Below are 16,652 nucleotides of genomic sequence, written 5' to 3' on the forward strand. Positions count from 1 at the left end.
CCTCATATCAGCGCCTTAATAATTCCCTGTCTATTGAGGATTTAAGGGCACTCACCCACTTGTTGTAGAAAGGATGAATACTAGGTACGCCATATTTAACGTCGTACTTCATGTTGTCGCTGCTGCGATAGAGGATAGAATATTTATCAGCAGTGTAAGGAATATTGACTGCGATGGTATGTTTATCCCTGACGACCAAGGTGGCGATCAATTCACCATTCTCACTGCGGCTGATGGTCCATTGATTGATGCCAGCACCGGTGATAATGGCTTGCTCTACATCACTGGCCTGTAAAGATTTTCCGCTGGCGGAGATAATCGGGACATCTTCATAATTGATCACAGCAGTGACAGCCCTTGCCAATACAGGGGGGGCAATCAAGATGGCGAATATAAACAAAACAACATGTAGTCTGAATTTCATTGTTATCCCCTTTAAGTGTTTCCGTCTGATCTTGCCCGATATGGTTTTATGATACTTATGCGCAGGATTTTAGAATAATTGAAGTATTAATCCCACCAAAAGCAAAGTTATTGCTCATCTGGTATTCCACCTGCATTTGCCTGCCATTTCCCATAAGGTAATCAAGCTCGGCACACGCAGGATCAGGATGTTGCAGGTTCAATGTTGGCGCAAACCAGCCCTGGCGCTGCATCGCAATAGCCCACCAAGCTTCTATTGCGCCACAAGCACCTAGAGTGTGGCCCAGGTAACTTTTCATGGAGCTGATAGCGATATTGGCACCGAATACTTGATGGGTGGCCTGACTTTCCGCGATATCGCCGCGGTCAGTGGCCGTGCCATGCGCGCTGACGTAGCCAATCGCTGAGGGGGGGATCCCTGCATCGTCCAGGGCCTGTTGCATGGCGACTGCCATGGTATCGGCTTCAGGTTGCGTGATATGGCGTCCATCTGAATTGCTGCCAAAGCCAACGATTTCGGCATATATGTTGGCGCCACGCGCTTTGGCGTGTTCGTATTCTTCCAGGATCAGAGTGGCAGCGCCTTCTCCGACGACTAGCCCATCACGATCCCGGTCAAACGGGCGTGGGGTGGTATGCGGTGCCTCATTGCGGCTGCTGGTGGCAAACAGGGTGTCGAATACGGCAGAGCTGGGGGCGGACATCTCCTCGGCACCACCAGCAATCATCATGGTTTGACGGCCAAAACGAATGGCTTCATACGCATAGCCTATGGCCTGGCTCCCCGAGGTACAAGCGCTTGAGGTAGGAATGACGCGACCCTTGAGGCCAAAAAACAGCCCGATATTGACGGCCGTGGTATGCGGCATCATTTCGATGTAGCAGGTCGATGTGACATTTTGCATGGAGCCGGTTTCCAGCATATGGGCAAATACGCGGACTGGATCTACGCTGCCGGAAGAGGAACCATAGGCAATGCCCATACGGCCATCGCTGATCAGTGGGGCATTCAGGAGCCCGGCATCTGCCAATGCCATCTCACTGGCACGAACTGAGAGCAAGGCGACCCGACCCATGGAGCGGGTTACCTTACGTGAATAATGGCTGGGGGTGGTAAAGCGGTCGACAGGAGCCGCAATGCGGGTGTTGAGCGATTCGATATAATCCCATTCCGGCATGGGCCGGACCGCATTCTGACCAAGGCGCAGTGCTGCTTCTATCTCCTGCCATTGATTGCCCAGCGCCGTGATGCCGGCCATCCCGGTGACAACAACGCGCTTCATCAGATAATCCCGCCATTGACACCTAGTACCTGACGCGTGATGTAAGAGGCATCATCTGACATGAGGAATGCTACTGCCGCCGCCACTTCCTCTGCCTCGCCAACCCGGTTCATCGGGATGATTTTGAGTGCTTCATCGACCGTTTCGAGTTCATCTATCATGTCGGTGGCAATCAGGCCAGGGGCGACGCAGTTGACGGTAATCTTGCGGCTGGCAAGTTCCACGGCCAATGCCTTGGTGGCGCCTATCAGGCCTGCCTTGGCAGCGCTGTAATTGACCTGGCCCCGATTGCCCATGACCCCTGATACCGAGGCCAGCGTGACAATACGGCCACCTTTTTTCATGCGCACCATCGGCATGGTCAAGGGATGTACGACATTGAAGAAACCATTGAGGCTGGTATCCAGCACTTGATCCCAATCCTCATCAGACAAGGCCGGAAACGCACCATCGCGTGAAATCCCGGCATTGCATACAATGCCGTAGTAAGGGCCTTGCTGTTCCACTATGCCATTCAATGCTGCCCGGCTGGCAGCCCGATCAGCCACATCAAACTGCAGCATATCGGCCTGGCCACCAGCCGCGATAATGTCATTCATCACGGTTTGTGCTTCCACTTTGCTGCTACGGCAATGCACAGTCACGGCAAAATTATCACGTGCAAGCCGCAGCGCAATAGCGCGGCCTATGCCGCGGCTTGAGCCAGTGACTAATACACGCCGAGATAGTGTGAGGGCGCTCATGCAGCATTTCCTTGTAAGAATGATTCAAAGTCATCGGGTTCAAATACCTTGAGCGTGGCAGTGGCAAGTTCACCAGTATCGTCACTGATCTTGCAGTCATAAGCCCCCAGGCCACTATCATCACGATAGGCGAGGGTAACGGCGATATGCAAGACCTGATCTGCAGTAAATGCAGCCACCTTGGATTGGTAACTGCGCGTGCCCAACAATACCCCCTGTTTCTGTGGTGCTTTCTGTAAGCGCTTGAGTAACCCGACGTGGGCGGCAATTGCTTGCGCCATCAGCTCTATGCCTATCCAGGCCGGCATATTGCCTGCTTCATCCGCATACCAACGATCTGCCTGCGGGATACATTCTGCCAGTGTTTGCTCGTCGCCAACACTGAGTATGCGTTCCAGCATTGCCATATCTCCGCTATGCAGGAGTAATTCAACTATAGGGGGTAATAAGTCTTGGTTCATATTTTATGTGATTGCATCGCCAATAATCAGGCTGGTATTGCTACCGCCGAACGCGAATGAATTGCTCATGCAGCGGCGGCCATGGCCACTGAAAGCCTGATCTTGCTCGGTAAATGTAAGCGGTGACAAAGTGTCATCCACTATGCCATCCCAGATGTGTGGCGGCAATTGCTGATGCTGCAGTGCCAACCAACAAAATGCCAGTTCAGTGGCCCCTGCTGCGCCCAATGTATGGCCGGTTAATGGCTTGGTTCCGCTACAGGGAACGCCTGCAGGGAAAACGCGGGCGACCGCGTGGCTTTCCATTTCATCATTTTTGCGCGTGGCAGTGGCATGCAGATTGAGGTAGCCGATAGCTTCAGGCTTGAGAGATGCATCAGTCAATGCTGCCCGCATTGCAGACTCCGCACCTCTACCTTCAGGCTCGGGGGCTGACATATGATAGGCATCGCTGCTTTCGCCTATGCCGAGCAGTTCGATGGACGATGCCTGCTTGCTCAGAATAAAAAATGCGGCACCTTCGCCTATGTTGATGCCCTGGCGATTGAGGCTCATGGGCTGGCATAGTGCGGCCGAGGTAGATTCCAGTGCAGTGAAGCCATTGATCGTCAGTTTACACAAGGTATCTACACCGCCCACCAGTACAGCATCGCAAATACCATGCTTGAGCAGGTTGCGCGCAGACTGGAATGCCTTGGCACTGGAGGTACATGCGGTTGAAACGGTATAAGCCGGGCCGCTCAGCTTGAGATAGCGGCTGGCAAACAGTGCAGGTGTGCCCAGCTCCTGCTGCAGATATTGATAGCCTTCAGGCAAATGACCATTGGTCTGCTGAGCCATCACGGCCGCTTCGCCTTCAGCCATGCCAGAGGTGCTTGAGCCTATCACGACCCCTATACGTGCAGGCCCAAAATGCGCTATTGCAGCGGCTATCTCTGCTTCTATCTCAAGCATCGCCGCGAGCAGCAATTGATTATTTCGACTGGAAAAATCGGCCAAATGGCTGGGGATCTGCGGCAATTCCCCGCGCGTCCGTCCCACCCGAGCAGTACCTTCATGCAACCATCCTTGTTCCAGTGTCATACCGCTGGTATCTCCCTGAAACAATCCCTGCATGATGGCGTGCTTGCCATAGCCCAGGGCATTGATGATACCGAGTGCAGAAAGATAATAACGTTGGCTCATGGTTCAAGACCGGATGTTGCTGAGGGTTCTTCCGGCAGGCTGGTGATGTTCAGTGTCATTTGCGCGGCCGGAATGGAAATCGCCAGTTGTCGATAAGGTATTGCAGGGTCTGTGTACTGGATATCCATCAGTACCTTGCCGCCGCGGTTGATGTGCCGTGCTTGTGCACTTTCTTCCAATTGCATGGCTGGGTCGAGTCCGGCCATGACCGCGTCCGCAGGCCATAAGGCTAGTTGCAGCAAGGCTAGCATCAGGGCGGGGTCCAGGCGTTTATCAGGGCTGAGTAGCGCGCTGGCATCATGATTGTTATAACGCAGGTGCATGATTTTCTGGCCGAATAGCGTCAGGCCGACAAAATCCAGGCCATGCGCGTCGTTTTCGATTGAGGCTATCATGGACTCATGTTTGCCATTGAAGGTGATATCTACCTGTTGCTGGGTTTCAAATGCGGGTATCAGGGCAGTATTCTGCAGGCAGTATTTTCCTCCGCCAGGGATAGCGGCACATTGGGTATCATGGGGTGCACATGCGTTGAGCACGCTGGCAATCAATAAACAGACAAAAATAGCGGGAAGTTTCATGTTCAGGCTTTTTGATCAAGTTGACGGTCAAAACTCAAGAGCATGGGAGCGAGGAATGCCGAGACTGCAATGCCTATAAGCAAGGTCAGGCCAAAACTGGACAGTGCAGGCATGCTGCTAAATGCCAGCATGCCGAAGGAGAGCAGCGTGGTACCAGCGGAGAGCAATACGCCTGCCAATGTTGCCGCGGCATGGATGCCACCTTCACGCAGGAATATGGCGTAATTCACACCCACGCCGAGCACCAGCATCAGGCCCATCATATTGAACAGGGTCAGGGCAATGTGCAGATAACCAAACAGGCTCAGGGTCAGCACCATTGCCAGTACCGTCGGCATCAGGATAATGAGGGATTGCTGCCAGTGGTAGCGCATGGACAATACCAGGAAGATCAGCCCAATAGCACCCAGCAACCAGAGCGAACTCCACTGCCGATAATGCTCGAACAGGGTGCTGACGCTGCCAGCTTTATCGACAAATGTCACATGGGGCAGGCCTGCGGTTGCCTGGCGCAGGTGCTCCAGATGCTTGATGCCCTGCGGCAGCACAATAGCTGCATAGCCCTGGTCGGTCTTACCCAGCCATAAGTGGCGGAATGGGGTGGATAACGGTTGTTCCAACCATGATGCAAGCTCTAGTCTGTTATCTGCACTCGCCTTGAATGCGGTGATTTGTTCAATTGCTACTTCATCGCGCAGTCCGGCCTCTTCCAGCATGGAAGACAGCTGCTTTTCATCTGCAAATACGGTGTTACTCCACAGGCTACGATTGTCTGCTTGTCTTTGTCTTGAGGGCACAAATGAAGCCATGCCTTGATAGCCTGTGAGTGTTTCTTGTTGGATCAGTTGGTTGAGCTTTTCATGCAGCGCTTCTTCATTCTGCAGCAATTGTTCCGTGTCCTGGCCTTCTACCAGGAAAAACTGGCTGCTGTTATCAAAGCCGATGATGCGACGGATGGCTTCTTCCTGGCTCACCAGGTCGGTTGAGCGTGCAATGAGTAAATGGACGTCATCATTCGCCTTGAGTTGACTCCATCCTGGAATGGCAAGCACCAGCAGTAGGCCCGTAGCCAATAGGGATGCTTTGGCACTGATGCGGTGTTGCCATTTCAGCAGGATTTTTCTTGGCAGTGCCACTGCGGTTTCAGGGTTGCGGCGATTAGGGGTACGTAACAAGGCAGGCAGCAACAGGAAAACTGACAGCCAGGCGGAGGTGAGGCCGACCAGCGCGAAGAGGGCAATTTGCGACAAAGCCGGGAATGGCGCCAGGGCCAATGCCCCATAGCCCATCAGACTGGTAATCAGTGCGACAGTGAGTCCGGCACCGATGCGTCGCAAGCCTTTCATGGGCTCCCAATCTGCTCCTGCACCCAGGTGAGCGGCAAAATACTGGATGGCATAATCAATCGCTTCCCCTATCAGGCTGGCGCCAAACACCAGTGTGATCAGGTGAATTTCCCCGTATAACGCCAGCGTGACTGCAATGGCTGCAGTGATGCCAAACCCCACAGAGAGTAACCCTAATACTAGAGGGCGTATTGAGCGAAAGACGAGGTATAGCAACAGCAGCATGCCGACTAGGGAGACAACACTGATGCGGTGAACTTCCTGCTCGGCACTTGCCCGTGCGGCATCGGCATAAAATACGGTACCCGCACGTAGCAGAATGGTGTCAGGGTGATGGGTCTTGAGCACATGTTCTGCCATGTCCACGGCAGTTGCCACCTGATGCTGCACGTCACCGTTATAGGCGGAATCAGGCAGGTCTGCGCTGACAAACACCCAGGTCTTGCCATTACTGCGGCTGACCAACATGCCGTTATGCGGCTCCAGTTGCAGGTTTTTCAGTGGCAGGCTGGCCAGCCAGTCATCAGTCAAACCAAATGGATCAGCCGCGGCTGACATTGTCAGGCCGAAGCGGAAGGGGGCATACAATTTGGTTTGCAGACGATCTGGTAGTGAGTGTTGCTGTTTGAATAACTCATTGGCAAGCTGAACACGATCTGCATCACTCAGCAGGTTGTAGCGATAAGGCTGGAAAAAAGCACTGATCTGTTTAGGATCAAGCGGTGGAATATCGGCAAGCACATGACGGAAGTTGCCGGTAGAGCGTAATTGCGCTGCAAAGGCACGTGCAGCAGCAAATGCGGCGGGTGCATCTTCATTACCCAGTAGAAAGACGACACGGTTGCCTGCGGCTTCTGCAAGCTTGTTCACGGCCTGCTCTGCCACCGGATTGCGCTCTGTCGTGGGCAGCAGTGCCAGCAGATTGGTTTGCAGCGGGAAGCGGCCAGTCATCTGGCTGGCGCAAGCCAGCACCGCAGTCAATGCCAGGATCAACCAGAGCAAGGCACGCAAGTGCAAGGCGTCGAGCTTGAATCTCATGGAGCTTACAGGCTATCCAGTAATTGCTGCTCGAGGGCGCTGGGTGCGGAGGCTGTGGAATTACTGAACTTGATCTGGGTCAAGTCACCACTGGTTTCTGCAATCTCTATCTGCTCCACAAACTGATTCCCGTTTAACTTAAGCTGTTGCAAGAACTGCTGTACCTGGGCTTGCTTGGGTTGAAGCACGATATTCCATTGTTGTGGGGTGCCTGTCACCGTCGCATCAAAATGGTCTTTTAATGCCTGTGTGTTGGCGCCCAGCATGGCGCGAAATACTCGTCCCACCTGGGCTAGTCCAGGAATGTCGCGCACACCACGCTCCTTGCGGCTGCCATCGGCACTGATTTCTATGATTTTGGTTTCGCCCAGTAGATAGCTGACACGATAAGGGCGTTCTATCTGCCATAACACGCCATGGCGGCTGGAATAGACCAGCTTGCCATGCGTCAGCAATGGACGTTTGAGCGAGGCCATTTGCTTGGTTTGCGTGAAGTCGGCGCGCACGACTTGATGTTGCTCTATCTGTTTGCCTATGGCGCTTAGCAGTTCAGCATCGGCAGCCTGGCTGCTGGGGATTGTCAGGATGCTGGTAGCCAACCAGGCTACTGCGCTTGCCAATATTACATTCAGCCATGCTTGTGCTGTGTTCATGCCTTGCATATGGCCTCCAGTTTGCTTGATACGATAGGGGGTGAAACGAATTGCAATTCCATATTGCTTGCATCCACGGCAAGTTGGGTGGTGTAGCCTTTGGTCAGGCGCTCACCCGTCTGTGTGTCCGTGATTTCATAGCCGATCTTGAGTCGGTTTTCATGTTCCAGCAAACTGGCGGTGACACTGACGTGTTGACCGTAAAGAGCAGGCTTGACGTACTTGAGGTGGCATTCGACCACCGGCCATAAATAACCAGAGGCCTGCATTTGCGGGTAATCGTAGTTGAATTCTCGCAACAGCGCGCAACGGGCAATCTCAAAGTATTTCACGTAGTGTCCATGCCAGGCCACATTCATCACATCAACATCATGAAACGGGATTTCTACAGTCACGGTGGCACTCAGTTTAGGCATTGGGGTAGAGCTCCCAGTGTTGATGGCGGATAAGTCCTGTCAATGCACGCAGCTCGGCTTCCAGTGGGCGGTCTTCATCAAGGAAGGCACTGTGCGGGCTGGTCGTTGCGATAAATTCACTCACCGGCTTGGTCAGCCCGGAGGGTTTGCCTGGACTGACTTGCTGGCGCAAGGTAACGCCCTGCACGGCTGCCATGATCAATGCTGCCGCCACTTGTTCGGTGAGCTCCAATACACGTAAACAATCGCGCGCAGCAATGGTCCCCATGCTGACCTTGTCCTGGTTGTGGCACTCGGTCGAGCGTGAAAACACACTGGCGGGCATGGTCAGTTTGAGCGCTTCTGCAGTCCAGGCTGAAGTGCCGATCTGCACGGCCTTGAAACCATGATTGATGGCAGCGCGATGTCCTTCACTGCCGGAAAGGTTTTGTGGCAAGCCGTGGTTATATTTGCTGTCCACCAGCAGTGCCAGTTGCCTGTCCATTAGGTCAGCCAGGTTGGCGACGGCATTTTTCAGGCTATCCATGGCAAACGCAATATGACCGCCATAGAAGTGGCCACCATGCAATAGCACGCCGGCATCGGGGTCTATCAGCGGATTGTCGTTGGCACTGTTGAGTTCATTTTCTATATCACGGCGCATCCAGCCCAAGGCATCGCGTGCAACGCCAATCACGTGTGGTGCGCAGCGTATGGAATAGCGATCCTGCAGGCGTATGACCTCTCCGGATTCTTCAACAATATCGGAGAAAATCCAGGCAGCTGCCTCATTTTGGCCAGCATGCGGTTTGGCGGCAAACAGCCGGGGATCAAAATGGCCGCGGTTACCCAGCAAGGCAATCTGCGCCATGGCGGTGATGCGGCAGCACAGGCGGGTGAGATATTCAGCTCGCTGCCAGGCCAGGCAAGCAAGGCCGGTCATCACGGCAGTGCCATTCATGATCGCCAGCCCTTCTTTTGGGGCCAGTGTCAGCAAGGGGATATTCAGCGATTGCAGTACCTCAGTTGCTGGTTGCAGCCTGCCCTGGTAACGCACTTCACGTTCGCCAATCAGTGCGGCTGCCACATAGGAAAGGGGGGTGAGGTCGCCACTGGCACCTACCGACCCTTCTTCCGGGATATTGGGCAATATGCGGTGATTGATCAGGCTGGAAAGCTGTTGCAGCAATTGCCACCGCACACCAGAGTATCCCTGTGCCAGTGAGTTGAGGCGACATACCAGCACAGCCAGTGTTGCTTCATCATCCAGATAGGCGCCCAGGCCACAACCATGATAACGGGTCAGGTGTAGCGGCAATTCATTCACCAAGTCAGCAGGGACTGTGACGGTGCAGGAGTCACCATAGCCGGTATTGACGCCGTAAACCGTGCCATTATTCGCCAGCAGGCTTTCCAGGAAAGCCGCTCCCTTATCGATGCGAGCCTTAAAGGTGGCAGTGCTGGATAGGGTCACGCCATGCTGGTGGCGCGCTACTTGCAATACATCCTCTATACTGATGCGCTGGCTACCGATGGTGATGGAGCGAGAGGCTTGCGGGGATTCAATATCTGGCATATTCATGCGTCAGGGCTGTTCCTGCTGGTATAAGTGAGTAGGGATTTGTTTCTTGGCGGGTGTTGCCCAGAAATCGTAAAAATTGAACCATTGTAGCGGTGCTTGCAGGCAGTAGCTCTCCAGTCTTTGTGCATATTGCTGAACATAGGCCTGCAAGGCTTGCTGGCGTTCGCGACGGGGTAATTTTATCTCGTCTGCAAAATGTTCGAAATGAATACGGTAGCCCTTTCCCTGTTGCAGGCAGAAAAACAGGTAAACCGGGCATTCAAGCAGGCTGGCGAGGATAAACGGTCCTTGAGCAAAAGGCGCAGGCATGCCAAGAAAGTCGACGCTAGTGGTACGGCCATTTTCCGCTGGTGGCGTGCGGTCTCCTACAATCACGATCAATTCGCCCTGGTCTATTTTCTCTTTCAGCATGATGGCGGTGTCTGCGCCAAAATGAGAGACCTGAATCAAGTTGATGCAGAAGCTGTTATTGGCGTTTTCCAGCACCCGGTTGAAGCGTTGCGCATGATCGGTGTAAACCACGGCATTCACGGAGGTCTTATTTTTTAGTGTGGCGATTGCCCGCATCATCTCCAGGTTGCCCAAATGCGCGCCTATCAGCATGGCGCCTTTGCCAGCAGCCAGCAGTGCATCCATCTCCTGCTGGTTAGGGAATGTCACGGGCGGAGTATCGCCCATCCAGGCACCCAGTTTATCCAGCGCAGAGCGCGCAAATGACAGCATATGATGAAAAGCCTTATTCCAGGCGGGCTGGGGGCCGGTATTGCTCTGGAATGCATGGATTCTGCGCAGATAATTCAGGGATGCGGTGCGCGCCCGACGGTTGCTGATAAAAAAATAAGCGACGATTGGGTACAGCATGAGTCTGGCCAATGGTTTTCCCAGCCAGCGATAACATGCCGCCACCAGCCCCAATCCACTTGCAGTGCCGCGTTCTGCTAGTTGTGACCAATGTAATGAGGTCTCTTTTTTTGACGATAATTTTCGCCAAAGCAGGCATGGCAGGCGTTTCAGCATGCCAAAAAACAATCTGGTGTGGGTTTTGCTGATATTCAGGTTGTCCTGCCACATGCGGAAATGGGATAAGCCGCCTACAGGATAGATCACGCGTGTGGGCAGGTTGATAAAGCCCAGTCCTAGCCAGGCCAGATGTACCACGATGGCGATATCGAAGTCCATGCGCCGTGGAATGTGAGATTGGTTGATGAGCTTGCAGGTCGCGGTGAGCGGATACAGCCTGAAACCACACATGGAATCTGCAATCTGAAATGACAAGGTTTCTATCCATACCCAGAAGTGCGTAAGGTAACGGCCATACAAACGGCCTTTGGGGACGGAGTCATCGTAAATCGGTTTGCCGCATATCACCGATGCAGGGTGCAATTGGCCTTGCTCAAGAAAGCGAGGTACATCGGCTACATCGTGCTGGCCATCGGCATCTATCTGCAATGCATGACTGTATCCCGAGGCATAAGCGTGTTCCATGCCATGCATGACGGCAGCGCCTTTACCTGCATTGACTGGCAGTCTATACAGCTTTACCAGTGGTTGATCGCTTGCCAGCTTTGCCAACACCTGCTGGGTGGCAAGGTCACTGCCATCGTCCACGATGAAAATAGTCAGGCCGTAGGCCGCCAGTTTGTCTACGGTGCTGACTATGGTGGATTGATGGTTGTAGATCGGAATTAGCAGGCAGGGCTGAAAACTCATGCTGCACCGCCAAATATGATGCGGCCAGAGGAGAATTTCTGCGCGCCCAGTGCAAAGACAAACTCCAGCCGCTGTTGAGGGGCGTGCCATTTTAAGGACAATTCCAGGGCTTGCTGTGGCAGGACAATCGACTGAAACTTGATGTTCTCAAGCGCAGAGAATTTGCCTGTCATGGCCAGATGTTCGCGAGCGAAATGCACGGCCCAGTTTAACTGCACGACCCCTGGCAGAATAGGGAAGTCCGGGAAGTGGTTGGGGAAATAATGCAGCGCTGGCTGCACATATAGGCTAAGCGCAACAGCATCAGGTGCTGTGTGTGTGATGGCTTTAATCTCAGGGAGTAGCTGCATGTGTGACCTCCTTTGCCTGAAATAGCGCCACCAGAGCAGCCTGAGTCAATTTTCCCCGTTCATTCAATGGCAGGGCTTCCGGAAAGCGCCAGTAACGCGGCAGTAATACCGCGTCAAAATGCTGTGCCAGGCTATGGCGCAAGGTGCGGCTGATTACCTGTTTGCCTTGTTCTTCTAATGCCCGCGCGCCTTCCATATTCAATATGATGGCCACACCTACAGCCTGGCGTTGGCGTTGCAGTACGGCTGCTGCCGCATTGGTGACCCAGGGGTGGTTGATCAATTGTTGTTCCAGCTCGAGTAGCGACAGTCGTTTTTCTTCGATTTTGACGATGCGGTCCAGGCGTCCGCGCAGTTCAAAACGCTGGTCTGGCAAACATTGCACTGCATCTTCCATCCTGTAGGGCTGGTCATTGCCCAGGATAGGGGAATGTAACAACAGGGCCTGGTCAGGATCGGCGGCGATGACGATGCCAGGGAAGGGCGTCCAGGCGCAATCCTCTGTTTGTGTGCGCCAGGCGATGCCACCGCTTTCCGTACTGCCGAAAATCTCAGTCGGTGCAACGCCTATATCCTGCCGGAACTGTGCGGCAATTGCAGGTGGCAATGGCCCGCCAGAAGAAAAGATCATGGCAAGCTGCGGTTGCAACGTTGCCAGTGGCATCAGGTCAGGCAATCGGGCGAGCTGCGCTGGACTGGAGACCAGGACGGTATGCCCAAACCGGATGTTTTGTTGCAAGAGGATATCCGGCATAGGGCTGGTTGCTACATCAAATGCGCGGCCAGCAGAGAGCGGCCACAGCAACCGGAACAATAATCCATAAATGTGGTGATGCGGTACGCTGGCAATGATGGTGGCATTTCCCAGTTGCGCGCCCCACAAGTGCTCCAGCACTGCGATTTCGCGTTCCAGTTGCCCCAGCGTCTTGCTCACCTGCTTGGGCAAGCCCGTGCTGCCGGAGGTATATAGGTGTATCAGGCAGGATTCGGCGTTCAGTGCCGGTTGTAGTGTAGCTGCATATTGTATGCTGGGGAGAGTGATGCTGGCGGCATCCGCGTCATAGGCATCAATTAATTGCTGTTTTGTGCCTGGCTGGAAGTTGGGCGGAATGACGACTTCTTTACCGGCGTGTAACAAGGCAAATAGACGCACGATAAAATCAAGCGCATCTTCACTGCTTAACAGCCAGCGTTGCTGTGGATGCAGGGCGTAAGAGGCGGCCAGCCATGCGACCTGCCCGGAGAACCGTGCCCAGTGGATATATTGGTTGCCATCGTGACACACTATCTGATCGGGAGCACGATGGTGGCTGAAAAGCTGGCTCAAGGCAGTCAGCATCTATGCCTCCCGTGTCATCGCACGTTGACGGATCAGCCATTCTCCAATGAATAGCACGCCCATGATGAGATAGGCAATGAAGCCGTTGTATAGCGCCCAGTTGGCACGGCTGGCATACAAGGCGGTATAGAGCGCGATTGTCCCGTTAATGAGGAAAAACAGGCACCAGACCATGGTTACTTTACGCGTATAGGCAATTGCCGCAGGAGGTAAAGCGGAGGTTTGCATGCGCGCGAAAATTTCTATGGTGGAGGGCGGATATTTCAGTGACAGGCCGAAGATCAACAGCATGCCCAGGCTCAATATCGCGGGGTAGGTACGCAAGAGTAGCTCGTTGTTGAAGAGCGCTGTCGCCAGTACCCAGATGAGTAGCGTGGCAGCAATACCTTTTTGCAGATAGGAAAAACGTTGCAGCATGCTGGGCAGCAGTTTACGCCAGCGTAACAGCAGAGTGAGGCCGAGCAAAGCCGCTAAATAGCGCGGTGCAAGCCATTGCAAACCGAAAAAAATGATGACGGGATAGACCAGCCAAAGCAACAGGATATACAGCCTGCCTAGCGGGGCTTTTACATCCATCGCCTAGGCAGCAAGCAAGGTACGCACATTGGCGACCACGTCACCTACAGTGCGAACAGACTTGAAATCCTCTGGTTTGATACGTTTTCCTGTCATGGTTTGTAGCTTGATGGCCAGGTCAACGGCATCAATGCTGTCCAAGTCCAGATCCTGGAATAAATGAGTGTCCATGGTAATGCTTTGTGTATCGACCTCAAAGGTATCTTCAAAGATGGCTTTGAGTCGTTCAAGGATTTCTGCGTCAGACATTTGTGATTCCGTACTGTCTTTATAATAGGATTCCCCAGCGTGGTTGTACTGCCTTTTCCCTGCAACCACGTCAAGGGTGCGTCAGTTCTTCTGCTGTTCTACAAATGCGGCGAGACTACTGACCGATTGAAAATGCTGGCGATTATTGGTGTTGTTCGCCTCTATGGTCAGGTTGTACTGTTTACGCAAAGCAACCCCTAGTTCCAGTGCATCAATCGAATCAAGACCAAGGCCACTGGATTCAAACAGCGGTGCATCGTCTTCAATATCATCCGCAGTGATGTCTTCCAGGTCAAGCGACTTGATGATGAGTTGCTTGATCTCCAGACGTAGTGCTTCCATGGGTACTCAGTGCCTCGGTAAAGTAATGTTCCAGTCGTTTGGTGACTTGCCGTGCCGCAATTGCAGGCGGGTCACCAGGCTTGGCCCATTGGTATATGAATATCGGGTCAAGAACGCGTATTTGTAGAAAAGCCTTCTCGGGCGGGATTTTATACCACTTTGCCCCTTTGGTTAAAGTTGGTGGCGTACATTTAATCAATACTGGGATCACGGGCATTTTTCCATGCATGGCGATATAGGCGGTACCACGCCGGAATTTCAGTGGTTTGCCCTGCACGCTGCGTGTTCCTTCAGGGAATATCATCAAGGGGTTACCTTGTTGCATGCCCTCTGCACAGGCTTGTATCAGCAACTCTGGCTCATCATTACTGATGTAATTGGCAGCACGCACGACGCCTCCCATAAAAAAGTTATCCCACAATGCTTGTTTGACCACGCAGTTGGCGTTGGGCATCAGTGAGATCAGGGCGACGACGTCTATCAGGGTCGGATGGTTGGCAAGCACCAGGGCACCTGGGTGAGCCTTGAGGGTGTGGCCGCCAGTGATTTCAAGCTTGAGTACGCCGACTAACTGCATCAGCTGCAGAAACATGCCAAATGTGTGGCAGATAATCTTGCGTGCCCGCCTGGCGCGCGTATGGGCAGGTGTCAGGTAAAGTGCAGGGAATACAACTGCCCCCAGCACTAATGCACCGACGCTGAATGTCACAAAACAAAACCCGGTGGCAAGCAGACGCCAAGCATAATTCAATTGATTCATCCAATGCAGCCTAGCGGTCATGGTGACTCCAGTGCCAGCTTCTACCTTCGCCCTGCCATGCGCTTGTGCGATTGATCAGGCACTGGATGAAGGCCAGGGCTTGGGGGAAGGGGCTATCCATGGTCTCTAGATTGGCTTGCATGCTGCAGCGGATTTCATGTTGAGCATCGGGGCCTAGCAGCAGCGCAATGGCATGGGGCGCCGCATGCAGGTGGTTGGCCTGATAAATCGCTGGTGGCGGTTCATCGGCATAGACAAATAACAGGGGCTGATCCGGATGGTTGCTGAATTGCATCCATGCTTCCAGCAGGCCAAAACCAATGCTGGAACCCGTGGCCGCTATCGCTATATTGGGGGAGCGGTCAGCGGTTGCAATCGAATATGTACCAGGCGCCGCATTAAGGACAGACATGCTGAATGCGGTGGGGGACGGCGTATCGCCAAGCGTTAAGCTCATCAACATGTCCGTGGTACGTGAAATATCCCCGTTGCGGGACGCGAACACGAGGCGTAGATTGGTATGTGCATCCGCGCATTGGTGGGCAAGAGAAAGCGCCTGTTTTAATAAAGGGCTCAGTCTGCGGCGTAATCCAGCCTCCATGAATTGCAGGTTGATCTCTGGCGGATCCTGCATGTCTTCATGCCAATAGGCCCAGCGCAAGATTGGTAATACCCATTGGGTGGCTGGAGAGTGAGACACTGTCATATATAAAGGTTTATTTAATCTGTGATAAAGACGGATTGAATAGGATTGAAGGTGCCATCAAATGCCTCAGGATTATACAGCGTTGTCCATAGGGAGAGCCTTCCATGCAATACAGAGAATGGCTTCGTCATGGAGATTGCTATCATGAATATGCCAATCCTGAGCTTGTCCCATGTCATCAGGCAGTGAGATGAGGCGTTGATGCTGATCAAAGCCAATATGGGATGGCGGAAAACTCAGCCCCGTTCCTACTGCCTTGGCTATCGCCTCTTTGCGACACCAGCAGGTCAAACCTCGTGCATTGCGCTCATCGCCATTGGCAGCCAAGATCCAGTCACTTTCTTCTGGATGGAATACATATTCTCTATAAGCTTCCCAATTACGATGTTGGATCATTTCAATATCAATTCCGATATTGGCAATGTGGGCAGATCTGGCAATAGCGCAACTGACCCAGTTACCCGAATGTGCAATGCTGATATGAGGGGCATGGGGAAAGTCAAGCCAGGGTTTTCCATGGGCATCCTTAAGCAAAGGCATGGTAGCCGGGGTATAGTGCAGTCCTTGAAATTCTGCCAGTGCTGCGGCAAGCAGCTCTCTTGCTTGCCGTGATTGTTGCATGCGTTGTTGTTTTCTATCGCTGCCTGAGCGGTCGATCTGATTGGCGATGACCATGATGGATGCATCATGAGTGCTGGAGATATGCCCTTGTTTGTTTAGGTAAAGCGTGATCATCAAATCAGTATGGCATGAGTTTGCATGGTAGATGAGGGTGATCTGGCCAATAGGGTGTCGGCAAGCAGCTTCGTTGACATGTGTAGGCCGATTACTCACACTAGTGCATATAACAATATCAGACCGTATCATTTATTAGGGGATTGTCTTGCCGCAGGCGCCTTTTCAAACACGTTGGATCGTGCTTCTTTTACC

General features: G+C 53.2%; 19 protein-coding genes. All 19 read right to left on the reverse strand.

What is annotated here, in order from left to right:
• Positions 1-7: 7 nt before the first annotated feature.
• Complete coding sequence (locus LG201_RS00700; RefSeq protein WP_226770268.1) at positions 8-424, reverse strand: hypothetical protein; 417 nt, start codon at positions 422-424, stop codon at positions 8-10.
• A 55-nt stretch (positions 425-479) separates the two neighbouring features.
• Positions 480-1,706, reverse strand: coding sequence for a beta-ketoacyl-ACP synthase (locus LG201_RS00705; RefSeq protein ID WP_226770269.1), 1,227 nt, complete (start codon positions 1,704-1,706; stop codon positions 480-482).
• Positions 1,706-2,449 carry a 3-ketoacyl-ACP reductase FabG2 gene (locus LG201_RS00710; protein ID WP_226770270.1) on the reverse strand — a complete coding sequence of 248 codons (744 nt, stop codon included), beginning with the start codon at positions 2,447-2,449 and terminating at the stop codon, positions 1,706-1,708. The genes LG201_RS00705 and LG201_RS00710 overlap by 1 nt, the downstream gene beginning before the upstream one ends.
• On the reverse strand, positions 2,446-2,910 hold the full coding sequence (locus LG201_RS00715; protein WP_226770271.1) for an ApeP family dehydratase: 465 nt from the start codon (positions 2,908-2,910) through the stop codon (positions 2,446-2,448). Before LG201_RS00715 ends, LG201_RS00710 begins: the two co-directional genes overlap by 4 nt.
• Before the next feature lie 3 nt (positions 2,911-2,913).
• A complete protein-coding gene (locus LG201_RS00720) occupies positions 2,914-4,095 on the reverse strand; it encodes a beta-ketoacyl-[acyl-carrier-protein] synthase family protein (protein WP_226770272.1) in 1,182 nt (393 codons plus the stop codon).
• Positions 4,092-4,676: a DUF3261 domain-containing protein gene (locus LG201_RS00725; protein ID WP_226770273.1), complete on the reverse strand. Its 585-nt coding sequence runs from the start codon at positions 4,674-4,676 to the stop codon at positions 4,092-4,094. Before LG201_RS00725 ends, LG201_RS00720 begins: the two co-directional genes overlap by 4 nt.
• A 2-nt stretch (positions 4,677-4,678) precedes the next feature.
• Complete coding sequence (locus tag LG201_RS00730; RefSeq protein ID WP_226770274.1) at positions 4,679-7,060, reverse strand: MMPL family transporter; 2,382 nt, start codon at positions 7,058-7,060, stop codon at positions 4,679-4,681.
• A gap of 5 nt (positions 7,061-7,065) precedes the next feature.
• Complete coding sequence (locus tag LG201_RS00735) at positions 7,066-7,713, reverse strand: LolA family protein (protein WP_226770275.1); 648 nt, start codon at positions 7,711-7,713, stop codon at positions 7,066-7,068.
• Positions 7,710-8,129 (reverse strand): acyl-CoA thioesterase, encoded by a 420-nt coding sequence (locus LG201_RS00740; protein WP_226770276.1) that lies wholly within the window; start codon positions 8,127-8,129, stop codon positions 7,710-7,712. The genes LG201_RS00735 and LG201_RS00740 overlap by 4 nt, the downstream gene beginning before the upstream one ends.
• Positions 8,122-9,690, reverse strand: a complete 1,569-nt coding sequence (locus tag LG201_RS00745) for an HAL/PAL/TAL family ammonia-lyase (protein ID WP_226770277.1) — start codon at positions 9,688-9,690, stop codon at positions 8,122-8,124. The genes LG201_RS00740 and LG201_RS00745 overlap by 8 nt, the downstream gene beginning before the upstream one ends.
• Before the next feature lie 3 nt (positions 9,691-9,693).
• Positions 9,694-11,400, reverse strand: a complete 1,707-nt coding sequence (locus LG201_RS00750; RefSeq protein ID WP_226770278.1) for a glycosyltransferase family 2 protein — start codon at positions 11,398-11,400, stop codon at positions 9,694-9,696.
• Positions 11,397-11,750 carry an ApeI family dehydratase gene (locus tag LG201_RS00755; RefSeq protein ID WP_226770279.1) on the reverse strand — a complete coding sequence of 118 codons (354 nt, stop codon included), beginning with the start codon at positions 11,748-11,750 and terminating at the stop codon, positions 11,397-11,399. Before LG201_RS00755 ends, LG201_RS00750 begins: the two co-directional genes overlap by 4 nt.
• Positions 11,734-13,089 (reverse strand): AMP-binding protein, encoded by a 1,356-nt coding sequence (locus tag LG201_RS00760; protein WP_226770280.1) that lies wholly within the window; start codon positions 13,087-13,089, stop codon positions 11,734-11,736. Before LG201_RS00760 ends, LG201_RS00755 begins: the two co-directional genes overlap by 17 nt.
• A complete protein-coding gene (locus LG201_RS00765) occupies positions 13,090-13,665 on the reverse strand; it encodes a COG4648 family protein (RefSeq protein WP_226770281.1) in 576 nt (191 codons plus the stop codon).
• A gap of 3 nt (positions 13,666-13,668) precedes the next feature.
• Complete coding sequence (locus tag LG201_RS00770) at positions 13,669-13,914, reverse strand: acyl carrier protein (RefSeq protein ID WP_226770282.1); 246 nt, start codon at positions 13,912-13,914, stop codon at positions 13,669-13,671.
• Positions 13,915-13,995: 81 nt separating this feature from the next.
• Positions 13,996-14,256, reverse strand: a complete 261-nt coding sequence (locus LG201_RS00775) for a phosphopantetheine-binding protein (protein WP_226770283.1) — start codon at positions 14,254-14,256, stop codon at positions 13,996-13,998.
• The gene (locus tag LG201_RS00780; RefSeq protein ID WP_226770284.1) at positions 14,207-15,016 is read right to left on the reverse strand and encodes a lysophospholipid acyltransferase family protein; all 810 of its coding nucleotides are present in this window, start codon (positions 15,014-15,016) and stop codon (positions 14,207-14,209) included. The genes LG201_RS00775 and LG201_RS00780 overlap by 50 nt, the downstream gene beginning before the upstream one ends.
• A gap of 10 nt (positions 15,017-15,026) precedes the next feature.
• Positions 15,027-15,722, reverse strand: a complete 696-nt coding sequence (locus tag LG201_RS00785; RefSeq protein WP_226770285.1) for a beta-ketoacyl synthase chain length factor — start codon at positions 15,720-15,722, stop codon at positions 15,027-15,029.
• 72 nt (positions 15,723-15,794) lie between these two features.
• Positions 15,795-16,397, reverse strand: coding sequence for a 4'-phosphopantetheinyl transferase family protein (locus LG201_RS00790; RefSeq protein WP_226770286.1), 603 nt, complete (start codon positions 16,395-16,397; stop codon positions 15,795-15,797).
• Between the last annotated feature and the right edge of the window lie 255 nt (positions 16,398-16,652).

The sequence above is a fragment of the Methylobacillus gramineus genome, assembly GCF_020532675.1.
Lineage (GTDB): Bacteria > Pseudomonadota > Gammaproteobacteria > Burkholderiales > Methylophilaceae > Methylobacillus > Methylobacillus gramineus.

What these genes read in the sequence shown, in the direction of transcription:
- LG201_RS00700 (WP_226770268.1), bottom strand. Translation starts at nt 424, where the DNA reads ATGAAATTCAGACTACATGTTGTTTTGTTTATATTCGCCATCTTGATT.
- LG201_RS00710 (WP_226770270.1), bottom strand. Translation starts at nt 2,449, where the DNA reads ATGAGCGCCCTCACACTATCTCGGCGTGTATTAGTCACTGGCTCAAGC.
- LG201_RS00760 (WP_226770280.1), bottom strand. Translation starts at nt 13,089, where the DNA reads ATGCTGACTGCCTTGAGCCAGCTTTTCAGCCACCATCGTGCTCCCGAT.
- LG201_RS00735 (WP_226770275.1), bottom strand. Translation starts at nt 7,713, where the DNA reads ATGAACACAGCACAAGCATGGCTGAATGTAATATTGGCAAGCGCAGTA.
- LG201_RS00730 (WP_226770274.1), bottom strand. Translation starts at nt 7,060, where the DNA reads ATGAGATTCAAGCTCGACGCCTTGCACTTGCGTGCCTTGCTCTGGTTG.
- LG201_RS00705 (WP_226770269.1), bottom strand. Translation starts at nt 1,706, where the DNA reads ATGAAGCGCGTTGTTGTCACCGGGATGGCCGGCATCACGGCGCTGGGC.
- LG201_RS00720 (WP_226770272.1), bottom strand. Translation starts at nt 4,095, where the DNA reads ATGAGCCAACGTTATTATCTTTCTGCACTCGGTATCATCAATGCCCTG.
- LG201_RS00740 (WP_226770276.1), bottom strand. Translation starts at nt 8,129, where the DNA reads ATGCCTAAACTGAGTGCCACCGTGACTGTAGAAATCCCGTTTCATGAT.
- LG201_RS00750 (WP_226770278.1), bottom strand. Translation starts at nt 11,400, where the DNA reads ATGAGTTTTCAGCCCTGCCTGCTAATTCCGATCTACAACCATCAATCC.
- LG201_RS00785 (WP_226770285.1), bottom strand. Translation starts at nt 15,722, where the DNA reads ATGACAGTGTCTCACTCTCCAGCCACCCAATGGGTATTACCAATCTTG.
- LG201_RS00715 (WP_226770271.1), bottom strand. Translation starts at nt 2,910, where the DNA reads ATGAACCAAGACTTATTACCCCCTATAGTTGAATTACTCCTGCATAGC.
- LG201_RS00745 (WP_226770277.1), bottom strand. Translation starts at nt 9,690, where the DNA reads ATGAATATGCCAGATATTGAATCCCCGCAAGCCTCTCGCTCCATCACC.
- LG201_RS00765 (WP_226770281.1), bottom strand. Translation starts at nt 13,665, where the DNA reads ATGGATGTAAAAGCCCCGCTAGGCAGGCTGTATATCCTGTTGCTTTGG.
- LG201_RS00725 (WP_226770273.1), bottom strand. Translation starts at nt 4,676, where the DNA reads ATGAAACTTCCCGCTATTTTTGTCTGTTTATTGATTGCCAGCGTGCTC.
- LG201_RS00780 (WP_226770284.1), bottom strand. Translation starts at nt 15,016, where the DNA reads ATGAATCAATTGAATTATGCTTGGCGTCTGCTTGCCACCGGGTTTTGT.
- LG201_RS00770 (WP_226770282.1), bottom strand. Translation starts at nt 13,914, where the DNA reads ATGTCTGACGCAGAAATCCTTGAACGACTCAAAGCCATCTTTGAAGAT.
- LG201_RS00755 (WP_226770279.1), bottom strand. Translation starts at nt 11,750, where the DNA reads ATGCAGCTACTCCCTGAGATTAAAGCCATCACACACACAGCACCTGAT.
- LG201_RS00790 (WP_226770286.1), bottom strand. Translation starts at nt 16,397, where the DNA reads ATGGTCATCGCCAATCAGATCGACCGCTCAGGCAGCGATAGAAAACAA.
- LG201_RS00775 (WP_226770283.1), bottom strand. Translation starts at nt 14,256, where the DNA reads ATGGAAGCACTACGTCTGGAGATCAAGCAACTCATCATCAAGTCGCTT.